11 protein-coding genes and 2 pseudogenes are annotated in these 16,455 nt (G+C 49.9%); 3 read left to right on the top strand and 10 right to left on the bottom strand.

Features of this window, described 5'->3' with window-relative positions:
* Positions 1-42 precede the first annotated feature (42 nt).
* The 6 genes from ACT3UM_RS15930 to ACT3UM_RS15905 all read right to left on the bottom strand — a co-directional run bounded on the left by ACT3UM_RS15930 (position 43) and on the right by ACT3UM_RS15905 (position 6,018).
* The gene (locus ACT3UM_RS15930) at positions 43-966 is read right to left on the bottom strand and encodes a sulfurtransferase (RefSeq protein WP_444648993.1); all 924 of its coding nucleotides are present in this window, start codon (positions 964-966) and stop codon (positions 43-45) included.
* Between the two features lie 138 nt (positions 967-1,104).
* Positions 1,105-1,944: a hypothetical protein gene (locus ACT3UM_RS15925; protein WP_498900385.1), complete on the bottom strand. Its 840-nt coding sequence runs from the start codon at positions 1,942-1,944 to the stop codon at positions 1,105-1,107.
* Between the two features lie 22 nt (positions 1,945-1,966).
* Positions 1,967-2,848 (bottom strand): ABC transporter permease, encoded by an 882-nt coding sequence (locus tag ACT3UM_RS15920; protein ID WP_498900383.1) that lies wholly within the window; start codon positions 2,846-2,848, stop codon positions 1,967-1,969.
* Positions 2,835-4,142, bottom strand: coding sequence for a threonine synthase (locus ACT3UM_RS15915; RefSeq protein ID WP_498900381.1), 1,308 nt, complete (start codon positions 4,140-4,142; stop codon positions 2,835-2,837). Before ACT3UM_RS15915 ends, ACT3UM_RS15920 begins: the two co-directional genes overlap by 14 nt.
* Positions 4,139-4,996 (bottom strand): ABC transporter ATP-binding protein, encoded by an 858-nt coding sequence (locus ACT3UM_RS15910; protein ID WP_498900379.1) that lies wholly within the window; start codon positions 4,994-4,996, stop codon positions 4,139-4,141. Before ACT3UM_RS15910 ends, ACT3UM_RS15915 begins: the two co-directional genes overlap by 4 nt.
* Positions 4,996-6,018 (bottom strand): ABC transporter substrate-binding protein, encoded by a 1,023-nt coding sequence (locus ACT3UM_RS15905; protein WP_498900377.1) that lies wholly within the window; start codon positions 6,016-6,018, stop codon positions 4,996-4,998. The genes ACT3UM_RS15910 and ACT3UM_RS15905 overlap by 1 nt, the downstream gene beginning before the upstream one ends.
* A gap of 217 nt (positions 6,019-6,235) precedes the next feature.
* On the opposite strand from ACT3UM_RS15905, the gene ACT3UM_RS15900 reads away from it, so the two are divergent.
* Positions 6,236-7,189: a TauD/TfdA dioxygenase family protein gene (locus ACT3UM_RS15900; RefSeq protein ID WP_498900375.1), complete on the top strand. Its 954-nt coding sequence runs from the start codon at positions 6,236-6,238 to the stop codon at positions 7,187-7,189.
* On the opposite strand, the pseudogene ACT3UM_RS15895 reads toward ACT3UM_RS15900, so the two are convergent.
* Both ACT3UM_RS15895 and ACT3UM_RS15890 read right to left on the bottom strand, forming a co-directional pair.
* Positions 7,129-7,497, bottom strand: a pseudogene (locus tag ACT3UM_RS15895) (integrase core domain-containing protein); the annotation flags it as partial. The gene ACT3UM_RS15900 and the pseudogene ACT3UM_RS15895 overlap by 61 nt on opposite strands.
* A gap of 864 nt (positions 7,498-8,361) precedes the next feature.
* Positions 8,362-8,817 carry a hypothetical protein gene (locus tag ACT3UM_RS15890; protein ID WP_498900373.1) on the bottom strand — a complete coding sequence of 152 codons (456 nt, stop codon included), beginning with the start codon at positions 8,815-8,817 and terminating at the stop codon, positions 8,362-8,364.
* A 143-nt stretch (positions 8,818-8,960) separates the two neighbouring features.
* On the opposite strand from ACT3UM_RS15890, the pseudogene ACT3UM_RS15885 reads away from it, so the two are divergent.
* Positions 8,961-9,112 (top strand): annotated as a pseudogene (locus tag ACT3UM_RS15885) (helix-turn-helix domain-containing protein); the annotation flags it as partial.
* A gap of 62 nt (positions 9,113-9,174) precedes the next feature.
* Here ACT3UM_RS15885 and ACT3UM_RS15880 read toward each other — a convergent pair.
* Positions 9,175-9,372 (bottom strand): hypothetical protein, encoded by a 198-nt coding sequence (locus ACT3UM_RS15880; RefSeq protein WP_498900371.1) that lies wholly within the window; start codon positions 9,370-9,372, stop codon positions 9,175-9,177.
* 564 nt (positions 9,373-9,936) lie between these two features.
* Here ACT3UM_RS15880 and ACT3UM_RS15875 point away from each other — a divergent pair.
* Positions 9,937-10,809, top strand: a complete 873-nt coding sequence (locus ACT3UM_RS15875; protein WP_498900369.1) for a hypothetical protein — start codon at positions 9,937-9,939, stop codon at positions 10,807-10,809.
* Here ACT3UM_RS15875 and ACT3UM_RS15870 read toward each other — a convergent pair.
* Positions 10,806-16,199 (bottom strand): site-specific integrase, encoded by a 5,394-nt coding sequence (locus ACT3UM_RS15870; protein WP_498900367.1) that lies wholly within the window; start codon positions 16,197-16,199, stop codon positions 10,806-10,808. The two genes, ACT3UM_RS15875 and ACT3UM_RS15870, sit on opposite strands and share 4 nt — an antisense overlap.
* Between the last annotated feature and the right edge of the window lie 256 nt (positions 16,200-16,455).

Here is a 16,455-nt window from a genome sequence, read left to right as displayed (position 1 = left end):
TGCCTGAATCCCCAAGGAAGAGGAACACTAAAACGTTACAACTTACTGGCCACCCCAGACAGTGCCTGACAGGTTAGCGACAGGGACGCCAACGGCATTACCGTACTCAGTCCATGAACCATCATAATTGCTCACGTCGTATCCCAGCAGCTTGCTAAGAGCAAACCAAGTGTGGCTGGAGCGCTCACCAATACGGCAGTAGGTAATGATGGGTTTGTCACCGTCGATGCCAACATCTGCATAGACTTGGCGCAACTCCTCAACGGATTTGAAAGTACCATCTTCTGCCACTGCATTGCCCCAAGGTACATTCACAGCGCCGGGCACATGACCAGCCCGAACCGCCAGCTCCTGAACACCCGGCGGTGCGAAAATCTTACCCGCATATTCATCCGCTGAACGAATATCGACAACATCAACATCTGCTTCATCTTTCGCCGCCGCGACCACATCGGATAAAAAGGCGCGCAACTCTGAATTAGCACTCGCAATGGTGATATCACCAGCTCCGGGCGTCGGTGCGATAGGCGTTAACGTGCGGCCTTCGGCTTCCCATTTATTACGGCCACCATCCAGCAGCTTAACGTTGGCGACATCATAAATATCAAATACCCAAGCCCCCCATGCCGAGAACCAGTTATTGGTATCCCCATAAAGAACAATGGTGTCACCTTCAGATACGCCTGCATCCCGAAGTAAGGACTGGAAGTTCTCCTGGCTAACGATGTCACGGTTAACCGTATCCACTAAGTCCGTATGCCAGCTAACATTGACAGCGCCGGGTATGTGGCCCCGCTCGTACACACCTGGATTTACGCTGACTTCAAAAACCACCAAGTCTTCACTTTCGAGATTATTTTCGAGCCACTCGGTGCTGACCAAAAACTCGCTATCAGCAGCACTGGCAGCCGACACAGCCAAGCATGTGCTAATAAACGATGCGCCAATATAATGTTGAATTTTCATTACCGTCCCCTTTTGATTAGCCTACCTATGAGATAGTAGTGAAGACTCTCTGAGTTAAATAAATACTTTTAAGCGATATAATTTTCTGGATTAAAGATTTAAAAATCAAAGCAACTAAATAAAAAAGCTAAAGAAGGCTTATCTAATAGTTACTGTTTCAGAGACACTAAAATCACTCAACTGCTCCCCACTAACCAATGTCGGTTCCAACTGCGTCATAATCCCCAAGTCTCCAGGTCGATCAAGTTTTGGCCACCACACTTTTAGGCCTGCGAGTCGCGCATCCTTGCTCCACTCCGTTAAGCGGGGGAAGTGTTCGCGACTTTTGCGCGCTAGCGGCAATGCATCCGGCGGTGGCGTTACCCAGCGTATACCGTTCTGCTTCAAGCGCTGCCACTCGTTAGCCGTGGTACCAAGCGGTACGGCTTGCGCCAAGAGCGGATAGCCACGTTGATGAAAGCTATGGGCAGCGGCCTGGGCATGCTCCTCTTCCAGTACCACGGCACCATCAAGCCGCAAGACCACTTGGCTAGGATGTAGGCCCAATTGGGTTAACAAACTTTCAAATACACTGCCATGAGAAACCTCGACGGCTTGGATATGACGCCAGTGCACATCTACAATCAGCGGTTTGGTGCTAGCCCCATTCAGAGCCAAATGATTCAGGGCATGCAGAACCCGTAGAAAACGGTCTAAAAAAACCACATCTTCCTGGTTCCACGAGAGAAAATAGAGCCAGTCTGATGGGTGCGGTACATCGTGTTGATCACGAATTTCAACCCCGGCTTCCCAAGCGGCAATATCCAACCGCTCCAATGAGAAGATAGGTTGCTGTGATGGATACAGCGTCAAATTGGAGAGCTTCCCCCATATCCTTCCACTCTCCCAATGAAACGCCGCGTGGTGTCGCAGGCTAGCGTTTGGATTGAAAGCGTCGAGGTGCTCATTTAAGTAGTGAGTGACTTGTGTTAACGGCATCAGAAACTCTCCTTTTTAGGCATCAGCGCACCATGCCCCAGCGCTTCACCGTTAGGCGCTCAACGCTGTCAAAAATAATATTTTCCACCAGCAGGCCAATCACAATAACGACGACCAAGCCTGCAAAAACGTTATCGGTGTAAAGCTCGTTCCGGTTCTGGAAGATGTACCAGCCAAGCCCGCCTTTGCCTGAAGAAGCACCAAACACCAGCTCGGCGGCGATCAGGGTGCGCCAGGCAAACGCCCAGCCAATTTTCAACCCCGCCAACAGCGCGGGAAGTGCTGCAGGAATCAGAATGAAGGCCACATAGCGCAGCCCCTTAAGACCGTAGTTACGCCCAGCCATACGTAGCGTTTCTGAAACGCCTTGAAAGCCTGCATGAATATTGATCGCCATGGCCCACAGCACGGAGTGCACCAATACAAAGATCAAGCTGGCCTCGCCCAAGCCGAACCACAGCAGCGCCAGCGGCAACAGGGCAATGGCGGGGAGCGGGCTAAACATGGACGTTAATGTGGTGAGCAAGTCTCGCCCAATACGCGTTGAGACCGCCAAGGTCGTTAACGCCAGGGCGAGGAACGCACCTAAGGCAAAGCCTTTTAGCAGCACGCTCAGCGATGCACTTACCCGTGCCAGCAGCACGCCCGACGCCAGCCCATGCCAAAGTGCACTCGCGGTTTCCATGGCACTGGGCAGCATCAATGGATTGTTCTGGACCCTGGCAACCACCTCCCAAGCGACAACCAACAGCACCAGAATGATAGTTTTACGCACCACGCTCTGATCCCACAGCCGTTTGCCAACACTGCGAGCGACTTTTAGCTCGCGCACATCAACGGGCGGTAGATCAAAGAAGCGATCAACGCGTGGATCAACGGGGCCACGCAGGTCATGTACGCTCATGTGAATCTCCTGACGCAGTAGTGAAACCCGCAGTGGGAATCGCGCTCTGTTTATCCAGCACATCAACGTGGAACAATTGGCTATCCGGGTATTTGATGCCTGCGCCTGTATTCAGCGCTACCACACGCTCATGAGTGCCGATTTCGCCGAGTGTGCTTAACTCCCGTGCGGCAGCGAGAACAGCGGCACCCTCTGGGCATACAAAGGTACCCTCTAGCTGTGACGCCCGGGTTTGCTCCCAACGAATCGCCGTTTCACTCACCGCAATGGCACGACCCCCGGTGGCATACAGGGCGTCTAACACCAGAAAATCCCCCAGTGCTTTAGGGACGTTGATACCAAACGCATGGGTATGACTGCGCTCCCAGAATTCCGATACCCGCGCGCCCGCTTGCCAAGCCTTCACAATGGGCGCGCAACCATCGGCTTGCACGGCAATTAGCCGCGGCAGCTTGCCGGTGACCCATCCCAGCGTCTGAAGCTCCTGCAAGGCTTTGTAAATACCGATCAGCCCCACGCCACCGCCGGTGGGGTACAGAATCACATCTGGCAACTGCCAGCCGAGCTGCTCGGCTAACTCCAGCCCCATGGTCTTCTTGCCCTCAATGCGATAGGGCTCTTTCAGGGTGGAAGCATCGTAGTGGCCGGTGGCTTTTATCCACTCGCCAATCTGCTTACCTGAATCGCTAATCACTCCATCGACCAGCGTTAGGCTGGCACCGGCAGCCGCGCACTCTTGACGAGTAATAAAGGGGGCATCTACCGGCATACTAATCGTGGCTTTAATGCCTGCCCGGGCGGCATATAACGACCACGCGGCACCGGCATTACCATTGGTTGGCATGGCTAAGTGGGTAACACCCAACTCTTTAGCGCGGGATATGCCCACCGCCGCGCCCCGCGCTTTAAATGACCCCGTGGGCAGCAGCCCTTCATCTTTCATGACCAAATTATCCAAGCGCATATCGGCACCCAGCGCAGGCAACTCAATCAGCGGTGTAACCACCTCACCTAGGCTCACGATGGCGTCTGGCGACGTCACGGGCAGCAGTTCGTGGTAACGCCACAGGCTCCAGGGGCGCGAGGCAAGATCCGCCTTCGACCATGACGCTTTAAGCGCCTCCAAGTCATAACGCACCAGCAGCGGCGAGCCACACTGGCACAGCTGTTGAACGTGTTGATGGGCATACTCCGCAGCACAGCGCGGGCAGTAAAGCCCTTCAACATAGCTATAACGCTGACCTGCTAAGGGAGTGATTTTTTCATCTACACGCGGGCTGACTAACGCACTCATGGGGCCACCTCGTTTTCAAATAGCAGCCGATGAATGGTTTGGGTACGCGCTTTCGTCGCTTCACTGCCTAAGCTGTGCAGGCTATCGTCAGCGCAGCCTAGCTCGGCGCGTACCCGGCCTGGATGGGGTGAAAGCAGCAGTACCCGGTTGCCTATTACCTGGGCTTCTTCAATAGAGTGAGTGACAAACAGTAGCGTAAAGCCTTCTCGCTCCCACAACGCCAGCAACTCTTCTTGCATTTTGCGCCGGGTGAGCGCATCGAGTGCGGCAAAGGGTTCATCCATCAGCAGCACCCGTGGCCGCATGGCCAGCGCACGGGCGATGGCCACACGCTGCTTCATGCCACCGGAAAGCGTATGCGGATAGGCATCCGCAAAACGCCCCAGCCCAACCTTTTCTAGCGTTTCTAACGCACGCACCTCCGCCGCTTTGCGCCCCAAGGTGCGCGAAGCCACAAGCGGGAACATGACGTTCTGCTTGACGGTTTTCCAGGGGGGCAGTTGATCAAACTCCTGAAACACCACGATGCGGTCGGGCCCTGGGCCATGAATGGTGTTGCCATCCAGCCGAATATTGCCCTCCGCAGGCGCTAGAAACCCGGCAACGGCTTTGAGCAGCGTGGACTTTCCGCAACCGGATGGCCCTAGCAGGACAAAGCGATCTCCTTCCTGCACGTTGAAGCTCACTTGCTGGGTCGCTTTCACGACATGTTGGCGAGTGCGGTATTCAAGGGTGACGTTGTCCACTACCAGCCTGGGAGTTGCTGCTGCGGATGACGTATTTGTCGGTGAATAAGCCTCGCGATCCAGCGAGGCCTCACCCAGCACATGGCGATTACGAAGGGCTAGTGACATTAGCTCCCCTCCCAGGCATGGATATCGTCAAAGAAGTAGTCCTGCCATGAAGTGGGCTCATTCTGAATAGCGCCAACGTCAAACAGAAACTCTACCAGCGGGAAAGTGTTGTTCGGCACCAGAGAGAAGCTCACTTGTTCGTCAGTAATAATCGACTCCAGGAAATCGATATCTAACTGCGTGCCTGTCACTCGTTTGTAGATATTCGCGGCTTCGCGCGGGTCTTCTTCTATTACCGCTCTGGCCTCATCCAGTGCATCCAGGAACGCAGCATAGATGTCAGGATTTTCATTGCGAAAATCTTCGGTGGCGTAAAGCACCGTCGGAGATACCGGGCCGCCTAGAATTTCGTAGGAGTCGGTAATTTTGTGAATGCCCTCATGCTGCAAGGCCTGGTATTGAAAAGGGATGGATGAAAAGTGCGTATTAATCTCGGTGCCACCGCTGATGAGCGCCGCCGTGGCATCTGGGTGAGGCAGTGCAACGGTATTGCCCTCTAACCGATCAAACTGATCCTGCCCAAAGGTATCGGCGACCGCCTTTTGCAAGAAACGCGACTGAACAGATACACCGACTGCAGGCACGGCAATGCGGTCATTGTCATCAATATCTTCTAACGTCTGAATATCGGGGTTATTGGTGATCAAAAAGTTAGGAAACTCACCTAGCGAAGCGATGCCTTTCACATTCAAATTGCCATGAGTGCGATCCCACACCGTTAATAGCGGCCCCACCCCAGCCCCGGCAATATCGATACTGTTAGAGAGCAGCGCATCATTAACGGCCGCCCCGCCTGAGAGCTGCAGCCACTCCACATCGATATCCACACCGCGCTCGGCACCGTGCTTTTCAATCAATCCCTGGTCACGAGCAACGTGGAGCAGCAAATAGGTAATGCCGAACTGTTCGGCGATACGCAGTTGTTCTGCGGCTTGAGCGGGGCTTGCACTTGCCAGCGAGACCGCCAGCAGCGTGGCTAAACCAGAGGTACCAATAGAAGTACTAATGAGCGTTCGTTTCATGGCGGTGCTCCTGAGCATTAAATGTCAGGCCACCTTATGAAGTTCTGATATTACTCAGAAGTGAGTTTTCGAGAAGTTATTATCAGCGAGTAACTGAACTACTTATTCATTGCCAACTGATATCTAAATCATAAAAAGCACGGTTATTTAAGTTATTTGGGTTCATGCAGAGGCTCTTCGATAGTAGGTTCACACTCCATTTAAGAGAGCACTGCACATGACATCGCTAACACTCACACAAAGCACGCTTCATGTACGCCCATTAAGCGGACATATTGGCGCTGAGATCGAAGGGATTGATCTTGCCAATCTAAACAACCAAACGTTTGCAGCGCTAAAATCGCTGTTTCTACAATATCAGGTAGTGATTTTGCGTAACCAAGCGCTCACGCGGGATCAACATATTGCGCTGGGTAAACGCTTTGGCGACCTGCACGTTCACCCTATGGCTAAAGGGCCCGAAGGGTATCCGGAAATTTTTCCCATTGAGGCGGATGCCAACTCGTCTAACGACCCGAAAGCGATTCGAAGCGGCAAGCGAGCGGTAAACGGTGGCCATTGGCACTCGGATGTCTCCTGCGATGTCGAGCCACCGCTGGGAAGTTTGTTGTACCTAAGCGATGTGCCTGAATACGGCGGCGACACCCTATTCAGCAGCGGTTATGCTGCGTATGAAGCACTTTCCCCCGCTTTGCAATCCCTGCTTGAAGGCTTAACCGCCGTTCACTCAGGCGAAGCTACTTATCGCCTTCATTACGGTCATCAAGCGGCTAAAGATCGCAGTCAGTTTGGCTTCAAGAACGGTGCGGATTACCCTGAGGCGGTGCATCCCGTGGTGCGCACTCACCCAGAAACGGGGCGCAAAAGCCTCTTTGTCAATCGAGGGTTTACTCGGGAGATTGTTGAGCTTTCCCACACAGAGAGCCAGACGCTGCTGGAGTTTCTCTATCGCCACCAGGAAACGCCAGAGTTTACCGTCCGCCTAAACTGGACTCCCAACAGCTTGGCTATTTGGGATAACCGCTGCACACAGCACCGGGCAATTTTTGATTACTCCGGGCAAGCCCGGCGAGGTGAGCGTGTAACGATTAAAGGCGACCGTCCTTACTTTCAACACGCGAAAGAGATCGCTATTGCTGCCAAGGTTAATAATTGGGGATTAATAGGATAGATGTCCGATCCCGTGTGATTGACCACTCGTTTGGTAAATAACTCAGAACGCTTGGCCTATCACTCCTTCATCGCCATGATTGGCAATTGATGATGCAGCGCCTTCGGATGAATGTGGTGATTGTACAGCCAAGCTTAGCGTTTGAACGTCTGTTCCATATAGAGCCAGGTCGCCAGCACGTCCCTAGCGTGGCCGTTGAACCGCTCCAAAATACTGTTCGTCTGTGGCTTTCCCGGCTTGATCAGGAGATGATTGATACCATGGGGCTGGCACTCCTGATCGAATGTGTGGCAACCGCTGAGCTTGCGCTAATCTTGATGTTGGAGGATGCTGCCTGGATTTCAGCATGGATCTTCGGTGTCGTGATTGCCTGGTTATCCGGCTTAATGCCCATAAACCTGCTTCAGAATGAAGCACGGCGTAGAGCGCATCAGCGTGCACGCGAAGTTATTTTCAAGCATAGAAGAGAGCTGCTTAAAAAATTCTAATGAATATTTAGAATTAGCTTCTCAGACAAGAACAAAAGGGTAGCCTCAGCCCATACGATTACTGGAACCTTCCTGTCGATGATGTCGACAGGCGCAAATGACTGTATCTTTTAAGCTGTCTGCTGCTTTTTCATCATTCATTTTCATTCTTAGTTGCCTGTTCTCCCTATTTCCTGAAACAGTGATTCATATCCGAAGACGCTTATTAAGAACCGTATCGTCAGCTCTTATGTAAGCGAAATTTTTCTAGATGTACTTATCAATGGTACGCTCAAGATGAGTTGCATTAAAACTTAGCTGATATATCACCCCAAAATTTGGAGTGGTGTAACAACTCCTGTGCCTCAATCAGCTTGCAAGCATCGTCAGGTACCTGGGGATAAAAGTGAATAATTCTTTGGGGATGACCAAAGTAGAAGAAAATTTTAGGTGGTCAACCGAAGTATTGTCTAGGCCGTTATTATCCGATCATAAGCAGCTTATCATCATAATCTTATATAGCACTTCATGCACTATATGTAGAACCTTACTATATAGTCATCCATTAATGGCGAGCGTTCCTAATCACTACTCTTATTATCAGCTCAGTTTGTAGCTGAACAACAATTCAAAAGCGCCGCCAGCAAATTAGCTGACGACGCAAGAGTTAGTCACCAATATATGTTAATATCTGTGCAAAAGATGTTAAGCGTTATCGAGAATTACAAGGCTATCCGCCATCAACTCCATGCTTTCGAGGAGGTCTGATTCCATATCGCCCGTGATACTGACCAAGTCTCCTTCGTCAATTTGCTGATATCCAACATCGTCCATAGGGTTATAGAGCAGGCTAGTCGTATCAATTGTTACTTGCTGAAGATCGGTGTCGACGGTGAGTTCATGATCACTTGTACTCGTAACGGTACCTACGACTTCAGTGAAGCCTGCCACAATCGGTGTGGTAACACTTTGACGTAAGGACTCTTCATCAGCACTATCGGCATAAAAATAGGTGCCAAGCGTTTCTACATAAACACTGCTGGCTTCAATTTTGCTCATCTCGGCAAGATCGTCATCGTCATCGACTTCGCCATAGACAGTCACTTTATCGCCGTCAAGGAGGCCTATACCTTCTTGGTCATACCAGCTCCAGTCATCCATTTCGACAGTGACTGTGTTTTTACCATAGTCGAGAACGAAACTGCCGGGGCTAGTCTCAACGGCTGTGCCGCTTAAACTGTTCCACGTTCCATCTGGCTTTGAGTAAGGGTTTTCTGCCGCTAATGCTGCGAAAGGAAGACCTGCCAGCGCAGCAGTGGCCGAGCTTAGAGGAAGTCGAAAAATGCTATATTAACAAAGTGCTTGAAGCGACAGGTGGCAATAAGTGACGCACGGTAGAGTATTGGAAATCGCCCGCAGGACGCTATATCGTCGCTTGGAAGACAATGAAAAGTAAACATTTGCCGAGCGCATGCTCGGCAAACCTCAGTATTAAAGCTTTTTACATTAATAAACTCTTTACTCTGTTACGCCCTCACCTGGCGCCCCACTGGTAGGAGGGCTGTCGGCATTCATTGGTCCCGTGCTCATCGGTTCTTTTGCTTCCTGTTCCACCGCCTCTTCTTCCCCACAGCCGGCGAGCGCTACCCCACTCAGCCCGATCATTGCACTTAACAACAGCGCCTTAAACTGTTTCCCACGACTAATAGGCATCATGCCGTTCTCCTTCCTTGTGATTTCATTATGATCCTCATAGCGTCAAACGCTACCTCAACATAGTCTTCCAAAGGCGGTCTTACAAAGGCGGTCTTACAAATACGTCCTATCAGCGTACTACCTTCTTCATTTGGGGAAGATAGGATATGGATATACAGACGTGCTCATTAAACGCTTCGGTGACATAGGTGCGTATCAGAGCACTTGAACGACAGCGATAAGCTCTTGCTCACTAGTGGGGCGATCACGAGGACACGGTTGAGGACTACAGCTAATCGGAGCGATACGGGTTGGCAAGCACAAATGCCATGACGACGCTGGTGACGCTCTCTTGCTTTCGCAACTTCTCTCACCGCCGCGTGGTGACGAAGCCTTCAAGTAGACCGAGATCTATAGTGACTCTCCCCCTTCCTTCTTGAGCAGAGTGCAACAGTCACAAATGACACCCATGAAGCTAAATTAGCGAAATAGCATCAAAAAACACGGTTATTTAACCCATTGAAAACATGACACAGCTGCTAGTTTTATCTGTATATACATATAGTTAAACTTGGTGAATTTACCGTGTCAAAATTAAAAGAAAACCAGGTGATTATCCTCGCTCCCAATGCTAGCGCCATCGAAAGTGTATATGAAAACTATTGTGAATTTGATGTAAATAAAATTAAAAACTCTGCTATTGAAAAAATCATCAAATATCTTGCCGCCAGTCTTAACTGCATTACTGAAAAAGAATATAGTGTCGCAATAAAATATAAAACCATATTTTTCAGTACAGAAAACCCTTATGATAAAGATGGTGCTGTTTTCTTTTTAGACGCTTTTAAAGATTCGAAAACTAATCAAGAAATCATAGAAAAATCACGCACACTGGCGTTATTTATTATTCAACAACTTCTTCCTAATAACGATCTTTTTAACCAAACGCTTGATATATCTTGGTTAAGTAAAGAAAATATTGAAATGCTTGATGAACGCCGCAATATTTTTCTATCAAGCTGGAAAAATACAAAAATCCCGGCGAATGGTTTTAGCTTAATTGACACTATTGAAAAAGAGTCAATTCTTTGTGTTAACTCTGACTTTATTACGCTCGACGATGAGGAGAAAACAAATATACCGATCGAAGGCGTTGGCCTCCCTGATGGTTTTTCAAGAACGCAAACTTGGATAGAACTTCGCGTCATTGAAGATAGTCTACAACAGGCAGGTGACGTACGACACTTTACCGTTACTCACCCCGATGACTTTAAGGTATTTTTAGAAGCCAGCTATCAAGAATCTTATGTCCGCTTCAAAGCAAAAAAGATCACGCAAAAAATGAAGCAAAAACCTTCTTATACATTATCAGAACTGAAGATAGATAAATCCTTAACAGAAATAGATGATTTCACGCTTATCAGCGAAACTGAAGAAACGTTAGATACTTACAACTAAGATCTATTTAGTGTCGCAAAGAGACCACAAGCTAGCAAGGCTACAGACAGCTCGTGACTGTTACGTATCGTTCCTTCCGGAGATCTTTTAAGGCCAATGCCGACATATTCTTGGCGTCGATCAAGCACATTATCGACGATAATCGGAAACGGATCCAGCTGGAACGTATTAATGTTCTTTTCTTGATAAAGGCCATTTGATTTTAGCATTTTGACGAGCTCTTCAGGCGCATTTTTTAAGGCAATCTGTATATATTGCTTTGGCACATTAAACAGAGAAAATACCTGTATAAGAAAGGCGCAGTGATGCTGATGACTCATTAGTAGCTGCCGGTTCTTACTGATTAAAAAAGGTAACTCACCCAAAATTACGCTACCATCCAAGCTCACCAACCGGCTCGCTTCTAGTCCTGTTACATGCTCAATAAGTCGGCGCCACGCCTTTTCGCCTACTTGACGTAATAAAATATTGGGATAGTTCGCCCCGCTTACCCAAGCATCGCTTTCCCCTTTCAATTTAAATCGCATATGTGATTCGGCTTCGCGAACGATTTTTGCAATGACTTCTGTAGCCTCTGGATTAAGATTAACGTGCTTCCCTGCACGTTCATAGCTCATACCTAGCCCTACAAACCGTAGTATTTTCCATAACACCATAAAATTTAAACGAGTGTAACGAACGGAAATATCGGTTGTTTCAAGCGCCGGAGTTTCAATACGCGACAATGTCTTGGTGTTTAGAACACCATCAATTTTTCTTGCACGCATATGACGTACGGGGGTTAGTTGATCTGCCCAATCAGTCAATACATGATTGTAGTTTAATGACCCCGTACGCGGGTGACGATGCCCCATCAATCTCGCCATGGCCATACCGCTGCGTCGCGATACTTGGTTGTTGTGACCTAATACGTGCTGACGTATGAACTGTGGATCAAGGTGACCGCTTATCGCTTCTGTAAGCAATGTTTGTATACCAAATAACGAGGGCGCTAATGTGCTGTAGAACGCGTGCCTGCAATGGTGCAGCGTCATTCCCCTACTCGACGTCCCATTGCGCAGTAACTGAATCAAAATTGGACTCACCTGCGCTGCCCAGTGAATGAGCCTGACTTGGGTCTCGTAAAGTTCACCCAATAAAGGACGTTTTGAATCGTTACCCGCCAGTGAGTGGAAGCGACTTAACACGTGACCGATGAGATCCTCTTCGGCTGGATCTAGCGCAAAAAGCAGTGGCACTGCGCGGCGACTAGCGTCGCTTTTGAGCTTGCGCTGCGCGTTATCACGCACCAGCACCCAACGGATACCGTAATGCTCACACCAGTCATTGCGCTGTAGCCCTATCGCTTCTTGCGCGCGCAGCCCAAAACGAAAGGTCAGTAACAGCACAAACCCTAACAACAGAAATTTCTCATCGTGTTGGCTTTGCCATTTTGATTGCAAAGCGGACTGACACAGGAGGTATTCACTTTGTATCAACATCCCTGCGCGAACGCTGCGGCGATCATTCTCGATAGCTAATTCTTGCCAATCAGGGCTTGCCACCCCCAACGTTTCCACCCACGCATGAAAATCACGCAACCGATGACTGAAGTAGTGCGCATCTTGCGACGTTAGCTCAACAAACGTCAGCATTTTAGCGTAAAGGTGCGTGACTTCCTCTTCGTCAAAGTCGAGGAGATCTACCTGGTAGCCAATCTCAGCAAAGGCTGATTTCAATGCTGAGAAGTACCGCGTTAATGAGCTTTGCGCATAGTCGTTCCGTTTACCGACTTTGCCTCGCCGCATAATAAAACTCATCCACCGCACTAATAGCAGGACGCAGCTACTGACGTGCCCGTCGTATGCGCTGCTTAGCCTATCGAGTTGCGAAGCCCCCTGGCGTAATTGCCGCTTTGTATACCCTTTCAGAACCTCTTGGACTTCTTCATAAAGCCGTTGCGCATTGGCCTGCTGCTCCACTTTGTTGAGATGGCGCCAACGAGACGTTTTTGTGGCCGACACATTGAGTTCACTGTCTGCGCTATCGTCATGGGTAGGAAATGCTAACCTAACGCCCTCTCGAATCCGTAGCTCATCGTGAAGCGGTAAGCTCGTCGAAAGAACACGCCCGCCTAGCATGCCTGCCACCATGCCAGGCAGTGATAAGAGATTTACTTGATCCATCAGCTCACCCAAGCTTGCAAACAAGGCTTGAACGCTTGTCTCCGCTATGTTCGGCAAATGCCCTCTCAATGCATCAGGGGGTGGAGTGATAGTGGCTGGCATCAGCACTTTGTTTAGATCGATTTCTTTTTGAATTTGCTGCCCGGCGGCTAGCAAAGATGCCGTCTTATAGCTGATACGGTGGCGCTGAACGGGTGCGAGGTAATTGTCCAGTTCCAGGCTTTCGCTATACTCAAGCAAATACTCTTGCTTGTGCTGAATGAGTCGATAATTACGCCCTCGGGCTACATCTAGCAGCATACGTTGATAACTAATGCGTTTTTCTAAGCACAACAAAAGCGCCCCAACGCTCAAAGCGCTCAATTTAGAAAAATGCGCTTTCAGTACTTTCGCTCGAATGTTATCCGCCCACCGCTTTAGCTCTGGCCACAATGAAAGGGCCTCTGAAGCCTTGCTGGACAGTAACGATTTTTCAGCCGACGCTTCTGCCACGCGCTTACTGATACCGTGCTGGTGCCGGTTGCCTTCCTCTTTCAAGCACCGCAACAGCACTGACAACCGTAGCGATGCATAGGTATGTATCACCGAACCACTTCGATGCAGCATACGCTGAACTAACACATCAATATCGTCCTGTGTCAGCTCCCCCCATGCTCTGCGGCTCATATATATTGCGATATCCGCTTCAGCCGCTTTACGTTCTCGCACCATCGTTTGGCGTCTTTCGTGTTCTCGCTGGCACTGACCAAACCGACGGTTCACCAGTGCCTTTTGATAGTGCTGATCCTCAGCACTGCTAGATGGAGGCGTTAATAAAGGCAACACCGAAGGCAGCGTGGGAGGAAAAAAACCTAATTCATCAAAGGCGGTGTTAACGGCATCGGCATAGCTGTGCGCATCGTCGGTCCAGCAACGCGGCGAAAAATCGCCGTAGGTCGCCACACTGCGCTCCGCATGCCCCATCCACCCATCAACCACTTCTGATGGCACCTTCAAAAAACGCAGCTGTTGGGCATAGCGATGGCGAAACACGTTGCCGGGCAAGGGCCACTGAAAGAGAGGCACCCCGGGCAAGTCGGTGCTTGTCATGGAGTGCCATACCAGCGAATCATCCAACAAGAAGAACAGCGGAAGTGCTGATAAAGCGTTGTTATCCAGTGTTTGATGTATCGCTTCTGCCAGCGCAGCGTTGACGTTTTTGAGTACTTGAGCCAGCCATTGCAAATGCGTCACGTAACACTGCAACAGTTCGATCGCTCTGTCTGGTAACGGCACCATCCGGCTACTTCGGCGCCCTTGGTCGATTTTATCGTTAAGATATAAACAACGTGCTGTTAGGTTGAAGTGTCCCAGCGACTCAAATGGATCTTTAAGATATCGGCCGCCCGAGGCTGCATAAAGTCCCATGACACAGTATTGAGCCAGGACGTTGTGATAGTGAATCAGGTCACCGTCGGCGCTACTTTCAACCATTGCCCTGGCGTTAGTAATCTCTTGACGCAACACCGTCGTGATGGGCGAGAGACGGCTACCAATCAGATTCACGGAGGGGGGAAATGGCGTTGAGTCGGAGAGGGATAGAGACAATCCTTTTTCGATCGCGGTTATATCCCATGTCGCATAGCTGCATGCGCCTGGCAACCCTGCGTTGGGGTGAGCGGTTAAAAGACGCGCCAAATGGGGGTCATGGGTGTTATCAAAGACGGCTTGTCCCCAGACCTGCGCCAATTTAGCGCTCGTTACTCGGGGAAAATGTAATTGGGTCTGCTGATAAAACCAACGTTCCAAAGGCAGAGTGTTCTCCCACATATCCCCTAACGTGGCGAGCGAAGCTTGCTGCGCGTTAGCGGCTCGCTGGAGGATCGCAGTGACCTGTTCCGGCAGTTCAACGGAGAGCACTTCTCTTATTGAGTGAACATAATCGAGTGATTCGCTATTGGGTTGCCAGGCATTCCCACGTCGAGGTGATTTCCGCGCTATCGATGAAAAGTCACGTGTCAATGTCCACTCATCACCCGGGGCATCATCTATCTGAAACTGTGCAGCAAAATAGAGCGAGCGTGAGAAGCGAACTGACAGCCATACCATCACGGCGCCGAGCTGCTCTACCTCATCGGTTGAAAATAAGCATTGATCCACCCAACTAAGCAGCTTTTCTCGCTCTGGCGGCAGTAGCTTTTCCCAGCTCCATGGCAAAAAATGCGATGCTTCTGCCGTTTGGACAAAATAGCTTCGGCTAGCTAATTGTTGTTCCGCATCGCTATCAGAGGGATCTACCCTTGCAACATAGACTCCCTCATCCTCTGGGTCTTGATCGGCATCTTCTTCTTTTTGATACGCGTAAAATTCGTACTCGGTATCTTCGCTTTCGTCATAACCTTGGTGTACCAGTGGGAGGACAGTCGGCAAGAACCGTTCAATACGCAAGAGAGATGCTATTGCCTCATGATTAATGGGATTAACATCTTGACGCGCAATAGCAGTAATGGCGTTGAAAAAGCGGCTATAGCTCTTGTTATCACGATAATCATGACTCACCTCATCGGCGGCAGAGATGAACGCATCGTTAACACGCTCAAGCGTCGGCTCATGCTGCCCCACAAAACTGCGACACCGCCTTAATAGCGCGTCTACCACATGCCATTTTTCATCGTAGGGGCCTAAGGTCATAAAACGTGCTGCATCACTGATATTGCGATCCGCGATACATTTTTGATGAGCGATACGCTGTGCTGCGTGCACCAAAAACCATAAACGCAAAAGTCGACGCCAAAACAGCAGGTAGCCTTCGGTCGACTTCGCCTTACCATCAGCCAGCGGGTTAGTGAGCAACGTAATCAAAAACGTTTTATTTTTTACACCCCCTTCCTGAAACTGACGTTTGTTTTGTTCAACCGTGCCGACATGAGGTACCTGTGAGTAGTCACGAGAGATGTCTGGCGATGCATTGAAATGGTTAACAAACCGCTGTAGTTCATCGACTATCGGGTCGCCCGCCCAAAGCGAGAGAATCTCGACAGATTCAGGGTGAGAGCATTCCCTTACAAGATTGGCAATCGCGTCATTGCGGGGGCTTAGTCCTAGGGCGTGATAAATGACCTGGAGAACATCAAGTAAATTCTCCTCGTGCGCCCATGCTATTAGCTTGCGGTACCGCTTCCCGAGACTTACGGTCACTGCTTCCAGCTGCTGGCTGTGACAATCTCCTACGCCTTCCCGTGTCATTAATAACCCTTACGTCCAGAAGCGGCATTTGCCGAAAACCGCTCTATCATAAGGTTTAAAGCCATTTAAAACCATTTAAGGACAAAATAAATGTCCCTAAATCATCAGTCTCATAACCCGAAGGTCATCGGTTCAAATCCGGTCCCCGCTACCAATATTTTGAAAGGCAGATCAGTTACTTACTGGTCTGCCTTTTTTATTGCCTGAAGTTCGGTGAGAGCACTCAGAAAAGCTGTCGGGCTCACCGCCTTATCAC

Source organism: Halomonas sp. AOP13-D3-9 (assembly GCF_052379125.1).
Lineage (GTDB): Bacteria > Pseudomonadota > Gammaproteobacteria > Pseudomonadales > Halomonadaceae > Vreelandella.
This window is presented reverse-complemented; position numbering and strand designations above follow the sequence as displayed.